Source organism: Diaphorobacter sp. HDW4B (assembly GCF_011305535.1).
Lineage (GTDB): Bacteria > Pseudomonadota > Gammaproteobacteria > Burkholderiales > Burkholderiaceae_C > Diaphorobacter_A.
Genome location: NZ_CP049905.1, coordinates 2,645,240 through 2,668,580 on the forward strand (window position 1 = coordinate 2,645,240; position 23,341 = coordinate 2,668,580).

Genomic DNA, 23,341 nt, shown 5'->3' on the forward strand with positions numbered 1-23,341 from the left:
AAGCGCCCGGCTTTTTGCGTGTGGCGATACAATTGCGTTGTCTTTGGGGAGTAGTCCGTTTTTGCGCTGACGCAAAAAGGCATGCATCAACAGACTTGGGCCCCCACGGCCTATGGTGCATGAGGCGATTCGAATCACATTCGTCGTGATTTCATGGCTGGACGAGACCATTGACTACGTACCGATCCAACAACATTTGGGCCGGAGCCGGTGCGTGGTCAATGCGTTTTGAACTGGTGTCTCCGGCCGATACACCCACGCCATGGAAGCCTTTCTGATCTCCACCTCCGTCGTCGCGCTCGCCGAGATGGGGGACAAAACCCAACTCCTCTCGCTTGTGCTCGCGGCGCGTTTTCGCAAGCCGCTGCCGATCGTGCTCGGAATCTTCGTCGCCACCGTCGTCAACCACGCGCTTGCCGGGGCTGTCGGTGCCTGGATCACCAGCTATCTTGGTGAAAACGCCCTGCAATGGATTCTGGGCATTTCGTTCGTCGCCATGGCGGTCTGGATGCTGATTCCGGACAAGCTGGACGAGGACGAGGTCACCAGCCACTCGAAGTGGGGCGTCTTTGGCGCGACGGTGGTTGCGTTCTTCTTGGCCGAGATGGGCGACAAGACCCAGATCGCCACGGTGATGCTGGCCGCCAAATATGTGGGTGATTACTTCTGGGTGGTGGCCGGTACGACTCTGGGCATGATGCTGGCCAATGCGCCCGTGGTCTGGCTGGGGGACAAGATCGTCAAGAAGGTGCCGATCCGCACGGTGCACATGATCTCGGCGGTGATCTTTCTTGTGCTTGGTCTGCTCGCCTTGTACAACCCGGTCAAGCAGCTTTTGGCATAATCAGGTCTTCACGCGCCGATTTGCTTCAGCTTGCGGGCGCTTTATAAATCCAGCTAAAGACCCGACCGTAGCGAATCCCCTGATCGACCCGGCCTCGTTTTTAGCGATGCCGGGTTTTTTCATGTCCTTCATCGCCACACCACAATTCATGCATTTCGACGAGGCGCTGCCGCTGACCAGCGGTGCCTCGATCCGCGACTACACGCTCGCGTTCGAAACCTACGGCACGCTGAACGCCGACAAGTCCAACGCCGTGCTCGTGTGCCACGCGCTCAACGCGTCGCACCACGTCGCGGGCGTCTACAAGGACCAGCCCAAGAGCGAGGGCTGGTGGGACAACATGATCGGCCCCGGCAAGTCGGTCGACACCAACAAGTTCTTCGTCATCGGCGTGAACAACCTCGGATCGTGTTTCGGCTCGACCGGCCCGATGCACACCAATCCCGACACCGGCGAAGTCTACGGATCGAGCTTTCCGGTCGTCACCGTCGAAGACTGGGTGAACGCGCAGGCACGCTTGCTCGATCGCCTCGGCATTCAGCAGTTGGCCGTGGTGCTGGGCGGCAGCCTCGGCGGCATGCAGGCGCTGTCGTGGACGCTGCAGCATCCCGATCGCATGCGCCACGCCGTCGTCGTGGCGAGCGCGCCGAATCTCACGGCCGAGAACATCGCGTTCAACGAAGTGGCACGCCGCGCCATCGTCACCGACCCGGATTTTTACGGCGGTGATTTCTACGCGCACAACGTGATTCCGCAGCGCGGCCTGCGCATCGCGCGCATGATCGGGCACATCACCTACCTGAGCGACGATGTGATGAACGAGAAATTCGGCCGCCAGCTGCGCGAGGGCATCGACCTCAAATACAGCACGCAGGACATCGAATTCCAGATCGAGAGCTATCTGCGATATCAGGGCGACAAGTTCAGCGAGTACTTCGACGCCAACACCTATCTGCTGATCACGCGCGCGCTCGACTATTTCGATCCGGCCAAGAGCACCGGCAACAACCTCACGCTGGCGCTGGCCAAGGCGAAAGCCAAGTTCATGCTGGTGAGCTTCACCACCGACTGGCGTTTTTCGCCCAAGCGCAGCCGCGAGATCGTCAAGGCGCTGCTCGACAACAAGCGCGACGTGAGCTACGCCGAGATCGACGCACCGCACGGCCACGATGCCTTTTTGCTCACCGATTCGCGCTACATCGGCGTGATGGGTTCCTATTTCGATGGCGTTGCCAAGGAGTTCGCAGCATGACCGAGAAGACCACCATGCAGGCCATCGCCCAACTCGTGCCACAAGGCGCGCGCGTGCTCGACCTCGGCTGCGGCGACGGCGCATTGCTGTCCTATCTGCTGCGCGAGCGCGGTTGCACCGGCTACGGCGTGGAGATCGACGATGCCAACGTGCATGCCTGCGTCAAGCGCGGCGTGAACGTGGTGCAGCTCAATCTGGACGAAGGTCTGGCGATGTTCGAGGACGATTCGTTCGACGTCGTCCTGCAGATCAACACGCTGCAGCACTTGCGCAATGCCGAGGTGATGCTGCGCGAGACCGCGCGCGTGGGCAAGACCGGCATCATCGCGTTCCCCAATTTCGCGCATTGGCCCAACCGCGTCTCCATCCTGCGCGGCCGCATGCCGGTGACGCGCCGTCTGCCCTACCAGTGGTATGACACGCCGAACATCCGCGTCGGCACGTTCAAGGACTTTGAAGTTCTCGCGCTCAAGAACAAGCTGAGCGTGGCCGATGCCTTCGGCCTGAACGAGACCGGCGGCATGGTGCGCACGCTGCCGAACTGGTTTGCCAGCACGGCGGTGTTCTGTCTCGAAAGACAGTGATCCGGTCGCTCGAATAACGGGCACCGCTGGCATGGCTGGCCGGTGTGCGTGACAATGGTGGAATCGACCCGCAAACGCGTGGGTCGCCAGATTTCAGGAGCCGCCACATGAACGCCCGCACACCCGCCGACCATCTGCTGCAGTCTGCAGATGCGCTCTCGCACATCAGCAAGCAATGGAACGACGACATCGTCCGTCAGCTCACCGACTACATCGCTATTCCCGCCAAGTCGCCGGGCTTTGCGCCGGACTGGGAAAAGCTCGGCTTCATCGACACCGTGGTGCGCAACGCGGCCTCGTGGGCCGAGGCGCAGAAGGTCGAGGGCCTGAAGCTCGAAGTCGTGCGCCTGCCAGGCCGCACGCCGGTCATCTTCTTTGAAGTGCCGGGCACGCAGCCGGGCGCGAACAACGCATCGGCGCAGACCGTGCTGATGTACGGCCACCTCGACAAGCAACCCGAATTCGAAGGCTGGCGCAACGACCTCGGCCCGTGGACGCCCAAGTACGAAGACGGCAAGCTCTACGGCCGTGGCGGCGCGGACGATGGTTATGCGGTCTACGCCAGCATCGCCGCGGTGCAGGAACTCAAGCGCCAGAACGTCATGCATCCGCGCATCGTCGGCCTCATCGAAACCTGCGAGGAAAGCGGCTCCGCCGACCTGCTGCCCTATGTCGATCTGCTGAAAACGCGCTTGGGCGATGTGGGTCTCGTGATCTGCCTCGACTCCGGCGCGGGCAACTACGACCAGCTCTGGCTCACCACCAGCCTGCGCGGCATGGCAAGCGGCACGCTCAAGGTCGAAATCCTCACCGAAGGCGTGCATTCGGGCGATTCGTCGGGCCTCGTGCCGTCTTCCTTCCGCATCATGCGCATGGTGCTCGACCGTCTGGAAGACAGCAAAACCGGTCACCTGTTGCCGCAAAGTTTCCATTGCGAAGTCCCTGCAGACCGCATGCAGCAAGCCGGTGCCACGGCGCAGATTCTGGGCGACGAGTTGTACAAGCGCTTTCCGTGGGCGCACTACGACTGCGGCGGTGCCACCACCTTCGCGCTGCCGACCACGACCGATCCGCTGCAAGCCTTGCTCAAGCGCACTTGGGAGCCGACGCTGAGCGTGACTGGCGCCGAAGGATTCCCCGCGCTCAAGGATGCGGGCAATGTGCTGCGTCCCTACAGCGCCTTCAAGCTCAGCCTGCGCCTGCCACCGCTGGTGGATGCCGTGGCCTGCCTCGACGAACTCAAGACGCTGCTTGAAGACAACGCGCCGTATCAGGCCAAGGTCACCTTCAAGCCAGATGGTGCTGCCAGCGGCTGGAACGCGCCCAGCATCGATCCATGGTTTGAAAACGCGCTGAACGCAGCCAGCAACGCGCACTTTGGCGCGGATTGCGGCTACATCGGCCAAGGCGGCACGATCCCGTTGATGAACATGCTGAGCAAGGGCTTCCCGACCGCGCAGATGATGGTCTGCGGCGTGCTCGGTCCCAAGAGCAACGCGCATGGCCCCAACGAATTCCTGCATGTGCCGTATGCGAAGAAACTCACCGCAGCGGTCGCGCAAGTGATCGCCAGCATGCCGCCATCGGTCGGCTGATTCCGTACCACTTTCCGCCCCACTTCAACGGAGCCCCGCATGGTCGCAGCAAACGTCGCAGCTGGTGTCGAGGCAAGCCCCTCTTCCGTTTGGTTCACCGAAAGCGGTGGTGCGCGGCTGGCGGTGCGCGACTGGGTTTTGCCACCTGCGCCCGCGCGTGGCATGGTGCTGATCGTGCATGGGCTGGGCGAGCATTCCGCTCGCCATCAGCGATTGGCTTCGCGGCTTGTGGAGGTAGGATTTTGCGTGCGTTCGTATGACCAATACGGCCATGGTGAATCACAAGGCGCGCGTGGCGGTATGGACCATGCCAAGCGCTTCACCGTCGATCTCGCCCATGTGCTCAACCAGACCATCAGCGGCATGTCGCTCGACATGCCATTGATACTGCTCGGGCACAGCTTTGGCGGATTGGTCGCTGCGAATTTCATCGCCGAAAAACGCGCGCGTGTGCATGGCTTGGTGCTGTCGTCTCCGGCCCTCGATCCGGGCTTGAGCGCGGTGCAGAAGGCGCTTGTTTCCACGCTGCCGCACGTCGTGCCCAACCTGCGGGTCAGCAATGGTCTGCCGCTCGAATACCTCACGCATGATGTGTCGGTGATCGACGCTTATCGTGCCGATCCACTGGTGCACCGATATGTGAGCGCGCGGCTCGGGCGATTCATTGCCGACGCGGGCCCCGCTACCGTCGCCAAGGCTGCGGAGTGGACCGTGCCGACGCTGCTGATGTGGGCCGGTCAGGACAAGCTCGTCGCACCAGCGGGCAGTCGCGCATTTGCCGCGAAAGCGCCTGCCGATGTGGTGCGATCCAAAGAGTTCGGCGATCTCTACCATGAGATCTTCAACGAGCTGCATGCCGAGCCCGTCTATGCCGAACTGCTGGCCTGGCTGGACGAGCGCTTTCCCGCCCAGCCGCGTTGATGGGACGGATCAGCGCGGATTGCGGATCGTCATCCCCAAACCGAGCGCGTCCTTGCGCCCCTTCTTCTCGACCGGATTGGCGAGCAGCTTCTGCGCTGGATAAGGGCGCAGAAACTCCTTGGCCTGCGATGCGCGCGCGTTGAGCCACGCGTCGTAAGCGCCTTCATTCAGAATCGCTGGCATGTTCTTTTCCGCGCCCGGCGCGTGATAGCGGTTCATCAAACCGTGCGCATTCGCGTTGATGGTGATGATCGCAAAGCTCAGCAGCTCCGACCCATCTTCCGCATTGCGCCAGCGCGCCCACACCCCGGCCACGCCCATGGGCAGTCCATCCACGCGCGCGATGCGGGTCGATTGCGGCTTGCCGTTGCGGTAGTCGTCGGTGAAGAACGCCATCATCGGCACGATGCAGCGCTGGTTGTTCAGCCACGCATCGCGAAACGCCGTGCCGGTGGATGCGTTGTCCGATTTCACGTTCACAAGCTTCACCGCACGCAGTTGACCATCCGACGCCGACTTCGCCCAATGCGGAACCAGACCGAACTGCGCAGGCACCAGCAGGCGCGCGTGGGGAGCAGGTTCTTCACCGGCCGCGACAGCCGCAGCCTTGCGCTCGGCGTTCTCAGCATCGGTGGCCGCGTCCAGCGTGCGTGCAATGAAAAAGGCAGGCTTGCGCGGCGTGACCTGCCGCTCGCTCAGCTCCGCAGGCGGCTCCACACGGAACGCGGTGCGAAAAAGTTCAGCATCTTTGATGGCTTCGAATAGGGTGCTCATGGCGGGATGGTACTTGGGCTGGGCGTGAAACTGGTGTGTACGGGTTTTTGCAACTCGTCATGGTGTCTCGACTTTTAAAGGACTATATTCAGTCCATGCGTTACTCCACCCAAGTCAAACCCATCAGCTTTCTCAAGGCCAATGCCGCTCAGGTGCTGATCGAGCTGGCCGAAAAGCGCGAGCCTCTGGTCATCACCCAGAACGGTGAAGCCAAGGCGGTCCTGCAGGATGTCGCTTCCTACGAGCAGACGCAGGAGACATTGGCGCTCCTGAAGGTGCTGGCTCTTGGCAATGAAGACGTGCAGGCGGGCCGCGTGAAACCCGTTGCGGATGTGGCCGCGCGCCTGCGTGCCAAACATGCAGCCACGCCCGCCTCTCGTGAACGCAAAATGCGTGCGTGATGGGCGCGCGTCGTCTGGAGGTGCTGCTCACGGCAGGAGCAGAAGCGGATTTGGAAGGTATCTACGACTACATCGCCGAATTCGACTGCGTCGCCAACGCAAATCGCGTGCTCGATCAACTGATGAAAATGGCGGACAGCCTCCTGCATTCGCCCGAGCGAGGCAGCTTTCCCAAAGAGCTGCTGGCTCTCGGAATCAAGGAATACCGGCAGGTCTTCTTCAAGCCCTATCGATTGATCTATCGCGTCCTCGGCGAGCAGGTCGTCATCTATCTGATCGTCGATGGCAGGCGCAATATGCAGGAAGTGCTCACCCGCAGGCTGTTTGCCGCGTGAGGTGAGTCACTTCACAATCAGACGGACTCAGGCTGGCAGTTCACCCAGCTCCGGCACCCCGCGCCGCTTGGCCACCGCAATCGGTGGTGCCCAGCGGCTGCCCTTGGGTTTCTTGTTGGTGACGAGCGTGATCTCTGCGGGTTCGAACACTTCGAGGTTGTGCGTGATCGGCGTGGTGAGCACATATTGCGCGCGTGTGGAACGCAAAAAGTGGCCGACGAGCTGGATGTTGCGCACGTCGAGGTGAGCAAAAGGTTCGTCGATGAACACGAAGCCACCCGAGCCGCTTTCTTCGTCCTTGAGCAGGCCGACCAGCAGGATCAGCGACTTGATCACCTGTTGGCCGCCCGATGCTTCGCCGTCGTTCAGGCCGATCGTGCCCTTGCCGTCAAACGCGAAGTTCACCTTGAGGCCTGCCTGGGAAAGCACGATGTCGTCGTTTTCGAGCAGCGGCAGGTCGGCCGCCACTTCGACGCCCGCAAGGCTTCCCAGCTCCTGGATGTTCTTGCGGTAGCGGCGAACGGTGCTGCGCAGCACTTCGATGTAGCTCTCTCGTGCGTTGAGCACAGCCGTTCCGGCCTGAATGTTCTTGACCTTGTGATCGTCGAGGCTGGTCGATTGCTCGCGCACCGTCACATCCATGCGGCGGTGGCGTTCTTCGACCGTGTCGTCGGTTTCCCAGGAGCTTTGTTCGAGTTCCTGTTCGACGGAATGCAGGCGCAGCTTGGCCTGCACTTCGTTGATGTATTCGTCGACCAACGTGTCGATCTTGGCGGGTGCAATCCAGCGCGCGGGGAACTGCGAGCGCTGCGACTGGCTGCGTGCCACGTTGCCTAGTTGCTGCTTGCGGCGCGAGGTCCAGTCCTGCGCTGCGCGTTCGGATTCGCCGCGTGCGCGCTGCAGATCTCGTTCGACGCGTTTGTGTTCTTCGACAAACGCGCGATGGCGATCGTGCGCGCGCGTGGTGTCGGTTTCGAGCTGCTGCCAGCGCGATGCGGCGGCCACGCGTGCTTGTTTGGCGGCGGGAAGTGCGGCGCGGGCCTCGGCGAGTTCGTCGCTGCGGCGCGCGAGTTCTTCGGCGGCGCTGTGGCCTTCCAAAGCGCGGCGCGTGTCGGTGATCTGGCGCTTGATCGCCATGACTTCTTCGTGCACGGGCGCGAGCTGTGCGTCGATGCGCGCGACGTCCTTTTCGGCGGCGGAGCGTCGGGCCTGCACAGCGGCAGCGCCGAACTGGTGTTCGTGCGCATCCACCCACATCGAGCGCGCACCGCGCCCATCGTGCATGTAGGCCTGCGGCGTGATCCATGTGCCGCCCAGGCGCTTGCCTTCGCTGGGGTTGGCCACGCAGCGCAGTTGCTGCAACTGCTGCGCCAGCCAGCGCGGCACGGGCGCGGTGAACTTCACATGTTCGAGCAGCGTGCCCGCATCGCCTTTGCCTGCGGCCGAGCCGGGCTCGACGATGTAGTGGCGATAGCGCTCGCGCTCGCCGAGTTCGTAGGCTTCGGCAAGATCCTTTTCTTTGTCGAGCAGCACCACCCAGCGGTGGCCGCGCAGCACGCCTTCGATGGCGTGACGCCATTTTTCGTCGAGTACTTCGACGACCTCGGCCACCAGTTGATGCGCGATGCCCGCGCCGTTCAACGCGCGGCGGAATTTCAGCACCTCGGGGGGCATCGGCGGCAGGGTCTGGCCTTCCAGAGCGTTCAAGGCTTCCTGCGCGGCCTTGCGGCGTTGCTGCAGCGACGAGCGCTGTTCCAGCAGATCGGCTTCCTTGGCCTGCAACTCTGTGAGGTGCGCCTGCAGCTCGTCGGCATTGCTGCCCTTGTCCACCAGCGCGAGCAGCTCCTGCTCGCGTTGCGTGATTTTTTCGAGCGGCGCTTCATGGCGCTGCGCAGTGTCGAAGGCCGCGCGCGCCTGATCACGCTCCACGCGCAGTTGCTCGGCCTTTTGTTCGGACGCGGCGCTTTCTTCGAGCAGGCTCAGCAGGCGCTTGTTCTGCACGGCGATGTCGGCCAGCGCGTTGCGGTGCTGCGCCTTGTGCCTGCGCAGTTCGCGCGATTGCTTGGTCAGCGTTTCGCGCTCGCTCCACCAGGCAAGCACCGGCACGACCTCGGTCGCCAGTCGTTCGCGTTCGGCCAGACGCATGCGCCAGGTCTTGTAGTTGTTCACGCGGTTGGCCAGCTCGGTGAGCTGGGCGCGGCTGTGGTCGAGCTCATGCTCGGCCTGCGCCATTTCGCGTGCGAGTTCCTGTTGATGACCGCGCGCTTTTTCATACGCGTCCAGCACCTCCTGATCGCCGAACACATCGAACACGAGGCGCAGCAATTCACGCGGGCTGAACTCGCAGAGCCGGTCGGTCTGCCCCTGTTCGAGCGAGAGCACGCGCGCAATCGCGGGCGACAGTCCTGCGCCAGAGAGCACACGTCCCCAGTTTTCCACGCCCATGAAGCCGAGGTCCTTCTCGGGCATCTCACGCAGTTGTTCGATGCTCACGTCGCCTTCGACGAGGCAGTAGCGGCGCTGCCAGTCACCGCCGTTCTTGTCGATGCGGCAGACCAGCGTGACCTGATCGCTGTAGATCAACCGGCGTGCGAATGGGCGGCTCGATGTCTGGCGGCTTTGCGCGCGGTTGTCCACCACGGCGCGCAGCCAGGCGGTCTGCGCGCCCGCGTGGCGTGCGTAGGTCTTGTAGTCGCGCGGGGACGAGCAGCGCAGACCGAGCAGCGTGCGCATGGCGTCCAGCAGCGTGGTCTTGCCTGATCCGTTCGGTCCCGCGATGGTGATGATGGAGGCGTCCAGCGGCACCGCCACGCGCTGGCAGTAGTCCCAGTGAACGAGCTCCAGAGTCTGCAGATGGAACATGGCGCGTCAGAACTCCCCGGGACTTGGTTTGGTGGCGGCGCGCTCGTCGTCGAGATCGTCGATGGCGGCTTCCATGGTGTCCAGCACATCGGGCTCGGGCGGCGGCTCGGTCACCGATTGCTCGTAGGACGGGCCGTGGGTGGCGTGCGCAGCAGGAGCGGGCGGTGTGTGCTGAACGACGGTGGTCGCAACTTGCGGCGCTGCTTCCATCGCAGGTGCTGAAGCTGCTTGTGGCGTTGGCGCGGGTTCGACGACGACGGCGTTCTTCTGCGCAGCTTCCTCGGCTTCCTTCTGCACTTTTTCGCGTGCAAGCACATTGGCCAGAGCGCCATCCAGAATGCGCGGCGCGAGCACGTCGTAGTCGAGCAGCACATCAAGCAGCGGGCCTTCGCCGATTTCATCCTGTCGGCGTGTGATGAAGCCGTGGCGTTCCAGCAGCTTGAGATTGCCATCGAGCCGCATCTTTTTGCCAAGCTGCTGACCGTAGTCTTCGAGCAGCGCCTTGTACGAAATCATGGGGCTCACGAGCCGCGCGACGGGCATCGGCTTGGCTCCGGGGAACATGTCGTTCTGGCCGACTTCGGGCTCGTCCATGCGGCTGGTCTGGCGCTCGCGTTTGGGCAGCACGATCAGCGCCCACAGCACCACCAGCAGGGCCTGTGCGTCACGCGGCAGGTCGATGTTGTTGTTGGTGCTCAGACCAGCTTCGCCCAGCACGCTGTTCTGCGCGGCAGGCAGCAGCGCAATGCTGACGTGGTCGGCATAGATGCTGTCCATGAAACGCAGGCCCGATTGGGCCAGGCGCTGTTCGATCTGCGCGAACAGTTCGGCGTCCACGAGTGCGCGCTTCACACGCGGGTGGTTGCGCGGCAACCAGCGGCGAGCCAGCAGCTCGGCAATCAACAATGCGGCGTCATCCATGGCGTTGTTTCTTCTTCGTTTCCTTGATCGCGGGCTTGTCGTCCGGCGCTCTTTCAATGCTTGCTTCTGTGCTTGCTTCGGTGATGTCGACCAGCGCGCTGGCGGGCACCAGCGTGCCTTGGCTCAACAGTTCCACCTGCGGGTGCTTGATGCGCCTTTGCGTGGCAAGCCATTGCACTCGCCACGGCTGACGCGCGAATTCGCCGGTCGCGCCGGGCAGCACCTCGGCCTGCGGGTCGCCGAGCAGCGGCATGAGCTGCGCGCGGTAGGCAATCTGCGCATAGCGCGCATCGGCCGGGTTGCTGCCGAGCAGCGCATCGACCACCGTGCGTGCGCTGTCGGCACCTTCGACGTTCCAGGCAGCGAGCAGCATGTTGAGGTCTTCCAATTCCTTGGGCAGCGCCACGGCCTTGAGCGAGCCTTCGGGCGCTTCCTGCGAATCGGGCAGCGCTTCTTCCTGCAGCGGAGCAGGGCGGTCGCGCTCGAATTCGGCTTCGGTCACGTCCAGCAGTTCGTGCTGCGCCAGCGTGGCGAGCGACGTGGTCATGCCGATGGCCCCGTCCATCAATGCGTGCAGGTCGGGCGCGGATTGCAGCCAGCGCTTCACGTCGGTGCTGGTGATGCCGGTGGTGCCCAGCGTTACGCGCTGGCGGTCCATCTGCTGAAGTGCGCGGTTGAACTGACTCGCCATCGCGAGCAGCCGCGACTGCGCCTGCCCCATGCCGCGCGCGGCGCGTTCCAGCGCAATGTGACCGTGCGCGTTGGAGATGATGGCAGTGATGGCTTCGGAGGCCCGGTCGATCAACGTGGTCGCGCGGTCGTAGCGCTTGCGTGCTTCGCGCAGGCGGAATTCCGAGCCGCTGGCAATCGCATCGGCAAACTCGCCATGCAGACGCGCAAGCTGCGCGTGCAGCAGTTTGACCTGACCCGCATCGACCGAGCCAAGCTGGTTGGCACCCACCACCTGGCCGAGCAGGGCGGCGAGTTCGGCGCTGTCGTCGTCATCATCGTTGCCGCCCGTCGTTGCGGCCTCGTTCGCCAGCGGCGCGAGCATCGCGGCCACGCGCTGGGCGACGGACGGCAAGGAGTAGCTGCGCTGGCTTTCGTCCCAGACCAGCAGACCCACGTCGCGAAAACGCTTGAGCACGGTTTCCAGCGCCTCGGGGCGCAGCGCGTGGAACAGCTCGTCGATGTGCTCGCGCGGCAGTTGCGCGTTGCCCTGCGCGGCCAGTTGCAGAAACACCCAGACGCGCAATTGCACCAGTGCCGCATTGCCGTGAAACAGGCCGCTCAATGCATGGGTGAGCTGGGGCTGGCGGGTGAGATTCCACAGCAGCGGCGAGTCGGCAGCAGCGTCGGCGTCGCGGAAAAAATCGGCCATCACGCCGACGTTGCTGCCCGCAACAAGGTTTTCTCCCGGAATGTCGGAAGCCGCCTCCGCTACGGCAGCGGAGGAGAAATCGAAATCACTGCGCATCAGGAGAAAACCAGTTGGGAGAGCGATGCGACGGCAGCGGTTTCGGCGCGGAGCACGCGGTTGCCGAGGCTGGCGGGCGCAAAACCGGCGTCAATGGCGGCGTCTTCTTCCTCCTGCGTCAGCCCGCCTTCGGGGCCGTGCAGAATCCAGACGTCCTTGGCACCAGCAGCCAGCTCGCGCAGTGGGCGATTGCCTTCGCGCAGCGACAGCACCACGCGCACGGCACCAGGTGCCAGCGCCTCGGCGGGCTGTTTCTTGGCCAGCCATTCGGCGAGCGACGCGGGGCTGTGGATATCGGGCACGCGGTTGCGGCCGCATTGTTCGCAGGCGGAAATCGCAATCGCTTGCCAGCGCTCCTTGCGCTTGTCGGCGCGCTCGCCCGATAGCTTGATGACGCTGCGTGCCGCCGCCAGGGGCTGAACGCTCGCCGCGCCCAGTTCGGTGGCTTTTTCGACCAGCCAATCCATGCGCTCGTTGGCGGGCATGCCGCTGATCAGGTGGACGGCGACTGGCGCTTCGCGCTCGGTGGGGAGGTGCGAATCGACATGCACGTCCACGTCGCTGCGGCCCATGCGGGTGACGGTGGCGGTGTATTCGCCGCCGCGCCCGTCGAACAGGGTGATTTCATTTCCTGGTTGCAGGCGCAGGACCTGGACGTGGCGGGCCGCAGTAGGAGGCAAGGTGACATCCACACCAATCGTCAGCGGCAATGAACAATGGAAACGCGGCATTTCTTTCTGGGCTTTTTCTTTGGGTTTCAGCGCTTTGACGGATTGGGGCTGGTCTTGGCTTTGGCAGTCTTCGTTTTGGGGTGACGAGACAGGCCCTCATGCGTCGTTGTCGAAGCCTTGCCGTACAGGAGTACTGTCTGCGGCTTCACGCCTAGCCTGAGGGCCTGTCTCGTCATTGTGGTTTGGGGTTCAAGCGCCCTGCGCGCTGCGGGGCTTGCTGTTTGAAGTCCAAGACCACGGTTCCATTTTTTATTTTCTGCTTTCTGGGTTACATCCGCCCGTAGGCGAAGCCGACGACTGGTTGTGTGCCTTCTATTTCATCGATCAGTCGCAAAAGTGGCTTCAACTCGCGGTAACGCGCGGCAGTCTGGCGGATGTAGGCGATAAATCGAGGGGCGTCGGCCAGGTATTTGGGCTTGCCATCGCGCAGGGTGAGGCGGGCAAAAATGCCTGCGACCTTGAGGTGGCGTTGCAGGGCCATCCAGTCGACCGCGCGGTAGAAGTCGCCGAAGTCGGCACCCCAGCCGCTCGCGCTGTTGGCTCCGAGAATGCCCGCTTGGCGTGCCTTTTCCCAGTAACGGACGGTAATGTCGATGACGAAATCTTCTTCCCAGCTGATGAAGGCGTCGCGCAGCAGGCTGGCGATGTCGTAGGTCACGGGGCCGTAGACGGCGTCCTGGAAGTCCAGCACGGCGAGTTGCTTGTCTGCGGTGACCATCAGGTTGCGGGTCATGTAGTCGCGGTGGACAAACACCTGTGGGGCTTCCAGATTGGTGGCAATGATGGTGTCGAAGGTCTTCTGCATCATGGCCTGCTGCTTTTCGTTGAGCTCGACCTTGCGGTGCTGGCCCAGATACCAGTCGGGGAACAGCTGCAGTTCGCGGCGCAGCAGGGCGTCGTTGTACTCGGGCAGCACGCCGGGGCGCGAGGCCTTCTGCCAGTCGATCAGGGTGTCCACCGCCTGCAGGTACCAGGCGTGGGCGGGCGTGGGCTGTTCGGGGTTGAGCAGGCCGATCAGCGTCTGGTCGCCGAAGTCGGTGATCAGCATGAAGCCGTGGGGCTCGTCCCAGGAAAGCGCCTGGGGCGACAGCACTTGGGCTTCCTGCAACAGTTTTTGAACATGAACGAATGGACGGCAGTCTTCCTTGTCGGGAGGAGCGTCCATAATGATGTAACTTGCGCCGCTGGCGCTTTGCACACGCAGATAGCGGCGAAAGCTCGCGTCCGCGGAGGCGGTGCTCACCGTATCGACGAGCAGGCCGTGTGCGGGAGCCAGCGCTGCCAGCCATTGGTTGAACAGCTTCTCACGTGCCGGATCGGACCAGGAAACTGCTTTGGAAAGGGCTTCTGTGCCCGCCTGAGTGGGGTGGTTGGGTTGGCTCATGGATAATCCGATTCTACAAACCCGGCCCGCCGGATGCTGATGACCCGGTGCATGCTCCCGCGCGCCGCTGTCCTTCTGACACCTTGGGAACTGACTAGCTTTGCTGCCCGACGACTTGAAGACTCCCGATTACCTGGCCACAGGCAACAGCGCCTCCTTGGCGGGAGCAGCCGTGTCCGCTTGCGGCCTGCAGCGCTTCGAGCGCCGGTTGCTGACCCGTCTGGTGGCTGCCGCCGTCTGCGGCGTGGCGGCTGGCCCGGTGCTGGCGCAGGATTTGAATTCCATGCAATGGAAGGCCAAGGACGGCTCCGTCGTGACCGAGGCCTTCGAGACGACTGTTCCACAGCCCGCCGCTGCGCCGAACGTGGCTCCGCAAACCGTTGCTGCTGCGGTCTCTGCCCCATCCGCTGTGGTGCCCGTGGCAAGCGCGCAAGCCTCCGACACCACTCAACTGGCGCAGGCCGCCGATACCGGCAAGAAGAAGCCGGTGAAGGCGGCCACTCCTGCCAAGACGGCTGTCACGCCCACCGCACAGACCACGCTGACGACCCAGCCAGCGGAAGATTCTGAAGTTCTGTCCGCCGAGTCGGGCCTGCCAGCGCCAGTGCTGCGCTCTTCGCCCATGCTGCAGGAGGAAATTCCCTCGGCCGTGCGCCCGCAATTGCCGGCGTTCGTCTCGGGCGATCAGGTGACCGGCCAGCCGGACATCAAGGCCGTGATCGACGGCAATGCCGAACTGCGTCGCGGCGACACGGTGATCCGCGCCGACCGCATGGAATACGACGTGCCCGAAGACCGCGCCATGGCCGAAGGCAATGTGCACATCAATCGGGCAGGCAATGTCTATCAGGGCACGCTGCTGGACTTGAAGGTCGATGCGTTTTCCGGCTTTTTCAGTGACGCGCGCTATCGTTTTCTCGACACGGGCGGTCACGGCGAGGCGTCGCGCGTCGACTTCATCGACAACGACAACTCGGTCATCTACAACAGCACGTACACGACCTGCGAGCGCACCAACGAGGACAGCTGGCGTCCCGACTGGATTCTGCGTGCCCGCAAGATCACGCTCGATCGCGGCGAGGACGTGGGCGTGGCGGAAGATGCGATTCTGGAGTTCAAGGGCATACCGGTACTGCCCGTGCCCGAGATGTCCTTCCCGCTGTCCGACAAGCGCAAGTCCGGCTTTCTTCCGCCGACCATCGGCCTGAGCAGCAACAGCGGCATCGAGTACGAACAGCCCTATTACTGGAACATCGCGCCCAATCGCGACGCCACCATCACCCCGATGCTGATGTCGCGCCGGGGCGCTGCGGTGTCCGGTGAGTTCCGTTATCTGGAGCCGACCTACAAGGGGCAGGTGTCGGGCATGTACATGCCGAGCGATCAGTTGCGCGACCGCGACCGCTGGGCCTATGCCTGGAAGCACAATGGCCTGATCGACTCACCGATTGGCGGTCTGGGTCTGAACATCGACATCAAGCGGGTCAGCGACGACAACTATTGGCGTGACTTTACGCAGCGCACCAGCCCGATTGGCCTTGGCACGCAGCTCACGCAGCGTCTGCTGGCGGCGGACGCGTCGCTGGGCTGGACCCGGGGCGATCAATCGGTCTCGCTGCGCACGCTCAAGTGGCAGACGCTGCAGGATGTGACGTCTCCCATCGTCCCGCCGTATGACCGTCTGCCGCAGTTGCACTACCGCTATGCGCCGCTGGAGATGCCGGGGGGCTTCGATTTCAGCGTCGATGCCGACTACACCAAGTTCCAGGCCGATCGCTTCTACACCAGGCAGGCGAATGCAGAGCGCTCGCTCGCGTCGGCGCAGTTGAGCCGACCGTTTCTGGCACCTGCAGGCTTTGTAGTTCCGAAGGTGATCTTCAACACCACGAACTACAAGTTCGACACGGCGCTTGCGAACGGGCAGACCAATTTGACCCGCACGCTGCCGACTTTCAGTCTCGACAGCGGGCTGGTGTTCGAGCGCGAGGCGAACTACTTTGGCCGCAACTTCCTGCAGACGCTGGAGCCGCGCGCGTTCTACACCTACACGCCGTATCGTGATCAGAGCATGATTCCGATCTACGATACGGCGCCGAACGACTTCAACTTTGCGTCGATCTACACCGAAAACGCCTATGGCGGCTACGACCGCATTGCCGACAACAACCTGCTGACGCTGGGCGTGACCACGCGTCTGCTCGATGCCGATACAGGAGCCGAGGCCGTGCGTCTGGGCGTGGCGCAGCGTGTGCGCTTCTCCGATCAGGACGTCACCATGCCCAATTTGGGGCCGGTGCGTGACCGTCTGTCAGACATTCTCTTTGGCGCTGGCATCAACTGGACGCCGCAATGGGCGTTCGATTCGGTCGTGCAGTACAACCCCAAGACCAGCCGCTCGACGCGCAGTACCGTTAGCGCGCGCTACTCACCTGGCAAGTACCGCACGGTCAGCGCGGCCTATCGTCTGCAGAAGGTCACCGACTCGATCACCGAAGCCAGCGAGCAGCTTGATCTTGGCTGGCAATGGCCGCTCAACGATCTGTGGGGCGACCGGGTCGAAAAGCGCACGCCGGGCGGCCCTGGTCGCTGGTACACCGTGGGCCGTCTGAACTACAGCATGAAGGACAGCCGATTCGTCGATACCCTCGTGGGCCTTGAATATGAAAGCTGCTGCTGGGTGGGGCGCGTAGTGCTGGAGCGCCTGCAGAATTCGCTCAAGACATCGAATACCCGCTTGATGTTCCAGGTCGAATTCCTTGGCTTCTCGCGTCTGTCGCTGGGTTCGAACCCGCTGCAAAGCCTGCAGCGCTATGTGCCGCGCTACCAGATGCTGAATCAGGGTGTCGAGTCGCCGAGCCGTTTCTCCCAATACGATTGACAATGCAGCGGTACTACGGCGTACGGGTGACTGGATGCCACGGCCGCATGGGGCGCGAATCGCCCGTTTACTTTTGAAGATGTCATGAAAATTCGTGCACTGACTTTGGGTCTCGTTTCTGCCGCCACGTTGGCGGCGGTGCTGCCGCAGGCGGCCTCGGCACAGGGCCTGCGTCCTTCTGGCGCGGCGCAGGCACCACGCCTGTCACCCAGCGTGACGTTGCCCGCCGCAACTGCAGGAGGCCGCGCCACCACGCGGTCGGCCGATTTCATCGTGGCCGTGGTCAATTCCGAGCCCATCACCAACAACGACGTGCAGATCCGCCTGGAGCGCGTGCGTGCCCAGATGGCCGCACAGGGCGCCGCCCAGCCGCCAGAAAGCCTGTTGTCCAAAGAGGTGCTGGAGCGTCTGGTGATGGAGAAGATCCAGATGCAGAACGCCAAGGAAATGGGCCTCAAGGTCGATGACTATGCCGTGTCGCAGGCCGTGAAGTCGGTGGCGCAGCAAAACAAGATCGCCGAGGAAGACATGTACCGCCGCCTGGCGCAGGACGGCATCAGCAAGGAGCAGTTTCGTGACGAGCTGCGCAGCCAGATGCTGGTGCAGCGCCTGCGTGAGCGCGAAGTGGATTCGCGCGTCAAGGTCTCCGAGACCGACATTGACCAGTATCTGAGCGAGCAACGCAGCGCCTCCAGTGCGGCCCCTGCGGCCAGCGCGGAAATCAATCTGGGCCACATCCTGATCGCCGTGCCCGAAGGCGCATCGGCCGAAACGGTCGAGGCGCAGAAGGTCAAGGCCGACAAGGTGGTCGTCGAAATTCGCGGGGGCAAGGACTTTTTCGAGACCGCACGTGCATCGTCCGATGCGGCCGACGCCAAGCAGGGTGGCCTGATGGGTCTGCGTCCTGCAGACCGCTATCCCGAACTGTTCGTGAACGCCACGCAGAAGACGGCGGTCGGCAGTGTGGTGGGCCCGATCCGCTCGCCTGCGGGCTTCCACATCCTCAAGGTGGTCGATCGTTCGCTCTCTGGCGTGCCGTCGGTCGCCGTGCAATCGCATGTGCGCCACATTCTGCTGCGCATGGGTGCCAAGCTGTCCGAAAAGGAAGCCGCCCAGCGTCTGGAAGACTACCGCCGCCGCATCGAGAGCGGACAGGCGACCTTCGAGTCGCTGGCCCGCGAATATTCGCAGGACGGCAGCGCGCAAAATGGCGGTGATCTCGGCTGGGCCGGGGCTGGCCGCTATGTGCCCGAGTTCGAGCAGGTGGTCGAATCGCTGCAACCCGGCCAGATCAGCCAGCCGCTGCTTTCGCGCTTCGGCATGCACCTGATCCAGTTGCTGGATCGCCGCGAGGTCAAGTTGTCGCAGCGTGAACAGCGTGAAATGATTCGCGACGTGGTGCGCGAAAAGAAGCTCGAAGAAGCCTACGGCAACTGGATGCAGGAAGCCCGCTCCAGGGCCTATGTGGAATTCCGCGAACCACCGCAATAAACAGCATCAAGCATTCAACTGGCAGCATCGGCTGCCAATTTTCATTATGAGCAAGCATATTCCGCGCAAGCGCTTTGGACAGCATTTCCTGAGCGACACGTACATCATCGAATCCATCGTGAACGGCATCGCCCCCGTGGCGGGCGAGCCCATGGTCGAGATCGGCCCGGGTCTTGCCGCACTCACGCAGCCGCTGGTCGAGCGACTGGGTCACCTCACCGTGATCGAGCTGGACCGCGATCTGGCGCAGCGCCTGCGCGGCCATGGCCAGCTCACGGTGATCGAGTCCGACGTGCTGCGGGTGGATTTCGCCAAGGTTGTGCAGGACATGAACGTGCCCAAGGTGCGCGTGGTGGGCAATCTGCCCTACAACATCTCCACGCCCATCCTGTTCCATCTGCTCGAATACGTGGATGTGATCAAGGACCAGCACTTCATGCTGCAAAAGGAAGTGATCGACCGCATGGTGGCCGATCCGTCGTCGGGCGATTACAGCCGTCTGTCGGTGATGCTGCAGTGGCGCTACGACATGGAGAACTTCCTGTTCGTGCCGCCCGAGAGCTTTGATCCGCCTCCGCGCGTGGACAGTGCGGTGGTGCGGATGGTGCCCAAGGCCAATCCTGCGCCGGTGGACGTGAAGCTGATGGAAGAGATGGTGCAGGTGGCCTTCTCGCAGCGGCGCAAGAAGTTGCGGCATACGCTCGGGATCTGGCTGGAAGGGCGCGGTTACACCGGGGAGTTCGATACGCAGCGGCGGGCTGAGGAGGTGCCGGTGGAGGACTATGTTCGGTTGGCGTTGGAGATCAAGCCTGCGGCTGGGGTTTGACGGATTTTGCGCCTGTCCGGTGGCTGAGTTCGGAGGCCGGGAGTTCCGCCCGGCGGCGGAGTTACTTTTGCTTGCGCGCAAAAGTAACCAAAACGCGCTTTGAATACCTGCGGCAAAACTCACTGCGCGCCGTAGGCGCTCCGTTCAGACAGCTTGCCGCAAGTCAGTTTGGAAGAGGAAGGGTCGGCACTTCGCTGCGCTCGTGCTGGCTGAAATGAAAAAAGCGTCAATGCTTGCATTGACGCTTTTTTGCTTCAGGCGGCGGCTAGCCAGTAGTGGGAGTTGAAGGGGCTGCTCATCCGCAGGGCCTGCGGGGTGACATCCACGATCTTGTCCGTGGGCATGATTTCGCCCGAGGACTTGTCAACTACTATTTCAATAGCGGGGGCACGCCGGGTGACGGCGGTTTCGGCCACGCTGGCCCGTTCCACTTGGCCTGAAGTTGCAGAACGGGCTACAGAAAAGAATAGAAGCAGCGGAACGAGATCTTGCGATCGGCCCAGTACTCGGCAGCGTCGCGGAAGATGTCGAGCAGTTGCTCGCGGGCTTCCTTGTCGAATTTGGGGGTCGTCGGGATCTGTTCGAGCACGATGATGAAGCCGGGCTGTGGGCCGGACTTGTGCAGCGGGTCGGTCATGCAGTCGTACAACGCATCGAAGTTCTTGCCGAAATGCGCCGGGAACATGAACTGCTGGGCGATCAGGTCGAGAATGTCCTGCTTGGTCTGTGCATGCGCCAGGTTGGCGTACAGGAAGTGGTTGCCCATCGCCTGGGCTGCGGTCTGCAGATCCTGGATGCGATAGGCTCGGATCGACTGGACGATATTGGGGCGCACGCCGCGCAGCAGCGTGTTGTCCTGATCGTGACGAAGTGGCATTTCCATCTCCGTTGCTCTTTCTTGTTAGATATCCACAAAAAGATGAATGTTTCGATTTTTTCGGGCGAACGTGGAATTGTGTGCTGATAACGAAGTATCGCCAAGTCTCTGCGTTCTGCAGGATGGGCCGATTCGTGGCAGTTGACAGTTATTCCCTGATCTCTCGGAAACTCGCGTAGTGGTCGTTGGTGTAGTAGCAAGCGTCAGGCACGCGCGGAGGTCCGCCACACACGATGCGCCGAGCCCCCCGATTGCGGGCTCCAGGCGTTTTGACGGTGTATTCGAGGTAGTAACCGCGCCGGGCTTTGGGAAGCTGGCGTTCGTAGTTACCAAAAACCGAACCGTCCTTTTCGTTTGCGAAGGGACCGCCGTCCTTGATCAGTGCATATGTAGTGCGCCCTTGTGGCGGCAACTCTGCAACAGCAATGGTGGCGGATACGGGATTTGCAGCATTTTGACGAGCGAATGCCGCGACAGGTGTCCCGAGAGACACAGTCAGCAAAGCGTACGCCAAACCTGCCAAACCGGCTTTGAAGCCAGCTTTTTGCGCCGATACGGCGACAGCCTTCAACATCAACGACACCTTTCGGAAACTACGGGTTTACCCGGAATTTCGAGGCAATAGTTTGACTCAAAGACCCACAAAAAGCAAGGGAGTGCCCAAAATTTAGGCACTCCCTTGGTCAACATTTAATAATAAAAGTTAGTACAAACTTTGATTTAAATCATTACCGAGCGGCGTTTGCGTCCGCCACGGTCAACGCTGTCATGTTCACGATGCGGCGCACGGTGGCGCTTGGCGTGAGGATGTGAACCGGCTCGGATGCGCCCAGCAGCACTGGGCCAATGGCGATGCCGCCACCCGCTGCGGTCTTGAGCAGGTTGTAGGAAATATTTGCGGCGTCGATGTTGGGCAAGACCAACAGGTTTGCGCTTCCCGATAGTGAACTGCCGGGCATGATCGCCGCGCGGGCCTTGGGATCGAGCGCCACGTCGCCATGCATTTCGCCATCCACTTCCAGCCACGGTGCCTGAATTTTGAGCAATTCCAGCGTTTCGCGCATCTTCACCGCGCTGGGCTGGTTGCTCGAACCGAAATTGGAATGTGACAACAAAGCGGCCTTGGGCTTGATGCCGAAACGCATCATTTCCTCAGCGGCCATCACGGTGATCTCGGCGAGCTGCTCGGCAGTCGGGTCGTAGTTCACGTGCGTGTCGACCAGGAACACCTGACGGTCGGGCAGCAGCAGACCGTTCATGCAGGCGTAGGTGGCAACGCCTGCGCGCTTGCCGATCACCTGATCGATGTACTGCAGGTGGTGAGCGGTCAGGCCCCAGGTGCCGCAGATCAGACCATCGACTTCGCCCTTGTGCAGCAGCATGGAGCCGATGAGCGTCAGGCGGCGGCGCATTTCGATCTTGGCGACGGGCGCGGTCACGCCCTTGCGCTCGGTCATGCGGTGGTAGCTCTGCCAGAAGTCGCGATAGCGGTGGTCGTTCTCGACGTTGACCACGTCGTAATCGACGCCTTCCCTCAGGCGCAGGCCGAATTTTTCGACGCGCTGGGCGATGATGGACGGACGGCCGATCAGCGTCGGGCGGGCGATTTTTTCGTCCACCACGATCTGGGCGGCGCGCAGCACGCGCTCTTCTTCACCTTCGGCATAGGCCACGCGCTTCTTGGCGGCGGTCTTGGCGGCGGTGAAGATCGGCTTCATCGTCGTGCCCGAGGCGTAGACGAAGGTCTGCAGATGGTCGCTGTAGGCGTCCATGTCCTGGATCGGGCGCAGGGCGACACCGCTGTCGGCGGCTGCCTTGGCCACGGCCGGTGCGATCTTCATCATCAGACGTGGATCGAACGGCTTGGGGATCAGGTATTCACGACCGAAGGCCAGTTGCTCGCCCACATAGGCCGCTGCCACGACTTCGCTTTGCTCGGCCTGGGCCAGCTCGGCAATCGCGTACACGGCGGCGATTTCCATTTCGGTGGTGATGGTGGTCGCGCCGCAGTCGAGCGCGCCGCGGAAGATGTAGGGGAAGCACAGGACGTTGTTGACCTGGTTCGGATAGTCCGTGCGGCCCGTCGCGATGATGGCGTCGTCGCGCACGGCCTTCACGTCTTCGGGCGAGATTTCGGGGTTCGGGTTGGCCAGCGCGAAGATGATCGGATTGGCCGCCATCTTCTTGACCATGTCCTGCTTGAGCACGCCGCCCGCCGAGAGGCCGAGGAACACGTCCGCGCCGTCGATCACGTCGCCCAGCGTGCGCTGCGTCGTCTCCTGCGCGAAGAACGTCTTGTCTTCGTCCATCAGCTCGGTGCGGCCCTTGTAGACCACGCCGGCGATGTCGGTCACCCAGATGTTCTCGCGCGGCAGGCCGAGCTTGACCAGCAGGCCGAGGCAGGCCAGCGCCGCAGCGCCCGCGCCGGAGGCCACGAGCTTGACGCTCTTGATGTCCTTGCCCGCGACCTTCAGGCCGTTGATGATGGCCGCGCCCACGGTGATGGCCGTGCCGTGCTGATCGTCGTGGAAGACTGGAATCTTCATGCGTTCGCGCAGCTTGCGCTCGACGATGAAGCAGTCGGGTGCCTTGATGTCTTCCAGGTTGATGCCGCCGAAGGTGGGTTCGAGCGCGGCGATGATTTCGACCAGCTTGTCCGGGTCCTTCTCGTCGATTTCGATGTCGAACACATCGATGCCCGAGAACTTCTTGAACAGCACGCCCTTGCCTTCCATGACGGGCTTGCCCGCAAGCGCGCCAATGTCGCCGAGGCCCAGCACGGCCGTGCCGTTGGTGATCACGCCGACCAGATTGCCGCGCGCGGTGTAGCGGAAAGCCGCATTCGGGTCTTTGACGATTTCTTCGCAAGGGGCTGCCACGCCGGGCGAATAGGCCAATGCCAGATCGTGCTGGTTGATCAGTTGCTTGGTGGCGGTGACCGAAATCTTGCCGGGCTTGGGGAACTCGTGGTATTCGAGCGCTGCCTTGCGCAACTGGGCACGTTTATCAACAGGGGTCGGGGCCGTATTCTCGGACATCAAGAGTCTCCAGCAGAGGCAATGCTGACGGCGCATTCCAATGACCTGAGACAGCCGTCAGCGTGAACAGGGGAGCCGATTGTAGGCCGCTTGGCTGTCATTTGGCTGTGGAGTGAAACAGTTGTGATGACTAGATGCGCAATTGGCATG

General features: G+C 62.6%; 19 protein-coding genes and 1 pseudogene. 10 read left to right on the top strand and 10 right to left on the bottom strand.

Annotated features, from left to right (window positions below):
- Positions 1–262: 262 nt before the first annotated feature.
- The 5 genes from G7048_RS12180 to G7048_RS12200 all read left to right on the top strand — a co-directional run bounded on the left by G7048_RS12180 (position 263) and on the right by G7048_RS12200 (position 5,196).
- Positions 263–844, top strand: a complete 582-nt coding sequence (locus tag G7048_RS12180) for a TMEM165/GDT1 family protein (protein WP_166068394.1) — start codon at positions 263–265, stop codon at positions 842–844.
- Between the two features lie 121 nt (positions 845–965).
- Positions 966–2,096 carry a homoserine O-acetyltransferase gene (locus tag G7048_RS12185; RefSeq protein ID WP_166068395.1) on the top strand — a complete coding sequence of 377 codons (1,131 nt, stop codon included), beginning with the start codon at positions 966–968 and terminating at the stop codon, positions 2,094–2,096.
- A complete protein-coding gene (metW, locus tag G7048_RS12190) occupies positions 2,093–2,680 on the top strand; it encodes a methionine biosynthesis protein MetW (protein ID WP_166068396.1) in 588 nt (195 codons plus the stop codon). Before G7048_RS12185 ends, metW begins: the two co-directional genes overlap by 4 nt.
- A 107-nt stretch (positions 2,681–2,787) precedes the next feature.
- Positions 2,788–4,275 (top strand): M20 family metallopeptidase, encoded by a 1,488-nt coding sequence (locus G7048_RS12195; RefSeq protein WP_166068397.1) that lies wholly within the window; start codon positions 2,788–2,790, stop codon positions 4,273–4,275.
- Between the two features lie 39 nt (positions 4,276–4,314).
- Positions 4,315–5,196, top strand: coding sequence for an alpha/beta hydrolase (locus tag G7048_RS12200; protein ID WP_166068398.1), 882 nt, complete (start codon positions 4,315–4,317; stop codon positions 5,194–5,196).
- A 9-nt stretch (positions 5,197–5,205) separates the two neighbouring features.
- Here G7048_RS12200 and G7048_RS12205 read toward each other — a convergent pair whose 3' ends face one another.
- Positions 5,206–5,970, bottom strand: coding sequence for an SOS response-associated peptidase (locus tag G7048_RS12205; protein ID WP_166068399.1), 765 nt, complete (start codon positions 5,968–5,970; stop codon positions 5,206–5,208).
- Positions 5,971–6,065: 95 nt separating this feature from the next.
- Here G7048_RS12205 and G7048_RS12210 point away from each other — a divergent pair, with 95 nt between their 5' ends.
- Together G7048_RS12210 and G7048_RS12215 are read left to right on the top strand one after the other, a co-directional pair.
- Positions 6,066–6,371, top strand: coding sequence for a type II toxin-antitoxin system Phd/YefM family antitoxin (locus G7048_RS12210; protein ID WP_166068400.1), 306 nt, complete (start codon positions 6,066–6,068; stop codon positions 6,369–6,371).
- The gene (locus G7048_RS12215; RefSeq protein WP_240933259.1) at positions 6,371–6,706 is read left to right on the top strand and encodes a type II toxin-antitoxin system RelE/ParE family toxin; all 336 of its coding nucleotides are present in this window, start codon (positions 6,371–6,373) and stop codon (positions 6,704–6,706) included. The genes G7048_RS12210 and G7048_RS12215 overlap by 1 nt, the downstream gene beginning before the upstream one ends.
- A 27-nt stretch (positions 6,707–6,733) precedes the next feature.
- On the opposite strand, the gene G7048_RS12220 is transcribed toward G7048_RS12215, so the two are convergent.
- From G7048_RS12220 to G7048_RS12240, 5 genes and pseudogenes are all read right to left on the bottom strand, one after another.
- The gene (locus G7048_RS12220; RefSeq protein ID WP_166068402.1) at positions 6,734–9,568 is read right to left on the bottom strand and encodes an ATP-binding protein; all 2,835 of its coding nucleotides are present in this window, start codon (positions 9,566–9,568) and stop codon (positions 6,734–6,736) included.
- Positions 9,569–9,847: 279 nt separating this feature from the next.
- Positions 9,848–10,489, bottom strand: a pseudogene (locus G7048_RS12225) (hypothetical protein); the annotation flags it as partial.
- Positions 10,482–11,870 carry a hypothetical protein gene (locus tag G7048_RS12230; protein ID WP_240933316.1) on the bottom strand — a complete coding sequence of 463 codons (1,389 nt, stop codon included), beginning with the start codon at positions 11,868–11,870 and terminating at the stop codon, positions 10,482–10,484. The pseudogene G7048_RS12225 and the gene G7048_RS12230, both read right to left, overlap by 8 nt.
- Positions 11,871–11,965: 95 nt before the next feature.
- Entirely contained in the window at positions 11,966–12,697 is a 732-nt protein-coding gene (locus G7048_RS12235; RefSeq protein WP_166068403.1) for a 16S rRNA (uracil(1498)-N(3))-methyltransferase, read from the bottom strand.
- A 268-nt stretch (positions 12,698–12,965) separates the two neighbouring features.
- Entirely contained in the window at positions 12,966–14,081 is a 1,116-nt protein-coding gene (locus G7048_RS12240; RefSeq protein WP_166068404.1) for an aminoglycoside phosphotransferase family protein, read from the bottom strand.
- Between the two features lie 115 nt (positions 14,082–14,196).
- Here G7048_RS12240 and G7048_RS12245 point away from each other — a divergent pair, with 115 nt between their 5' ends.
- From G7048_RS12245 to rsmA, 3 genes are all read left to right on the top strand, one after another.
- Positions 14,197–16,959: an LPS-assembly protein LptD gene (locus G7048_RS12245; protein WP_240933260.1), complete on the top strand. Its 2,763-nt coding sequence runs from the start codon at positions 14,197–14,199 to the stop codon at positions 16,957–16,959.
- A gap of 84 nt (positions 16,960–17,043) precedes the next feature.
- Positions 17,044–18,450, top strand: coding sequence for a peptidylprolyl isomerase (locus G7048_RS12250; protein ID WP_166068405.1), 1,407 nt, complete (start codon positions 17,044–17,046; stop codon positions 18,448–18,450).
- A gap of 46 nt (positions 18,451–18,496) precedes the next feature.
- Complete coding sequence (rsmA, locus tag G7048_RS12255) at positions 18,497–19,276, top strand: 16S rRNA (adenine(1518)-N(6)/adenine(1519)-N(6))-dimethyltransferase RsmA (RefSeq protein WP_166068406.1); 780 nt, start codon at positions 18,497–18,499, stop codon at positions 19,274–19,276.
- 254 nt (positions 19,277–19,530) lie between these two features.
- Here the strand turns inward: rsmA and G7048_RS12260 are convergent, their stop codons facing one another.
- The 4 genes from G7048_RS12260 to G7048_RS12275 all read right to left on the bottom strand — a co-directional run bounded on the left by G7048_RS12260 (position 19,531) and on the right by G7048_RS12275 (position 23,191).
- On the bottom strand, positions 19,531–19,692 hold the full coding sequence (locus G7048_RS12260; protein WP_166066183.1) for a hypothetical protein: 162 nt from the start codon (positions 19,690–19,692) through the stop codon (positions 19,531–19,533).
- A gap of 38 nt (positions 19,693–19,730) precedes the next feature.
- Entirely contained in the window at positions 19,731–20,159 is a 429-nt protein-coding gene (locus G7048_RS12265; protein ID WP_166068407.1) for a barstar family protein, read from the bottom strand.
- 142 nt (positions 20,160–20,301) lie between these two features.
- On the bottom strand, positions 20,302–20,727 hold the full coding sequence (locus tag G7048_RS12270) for a ribonuclease domain-containing protein (protein ID WP_166068408.1): 426 nt from the start codon (positions 20,725–20,727) through the stop codon (positions 20,302–20,304).
- Between the two features lie 154 nt (positions 20,728–20,881).
- On the bottom strand, positions 20,882–23,191 hold the full coding sequence (locus G7048_RS12275; RefSeq protein ID WP_166068409.1) for an NADP-dependent malic enzyme: 2,310 nt from the start codon (positions 23,189–23,191) through the stop codon (positions 20,882–20,884).
- Positions 23,192–23,341: the final 150 nt, after the last annotated feature.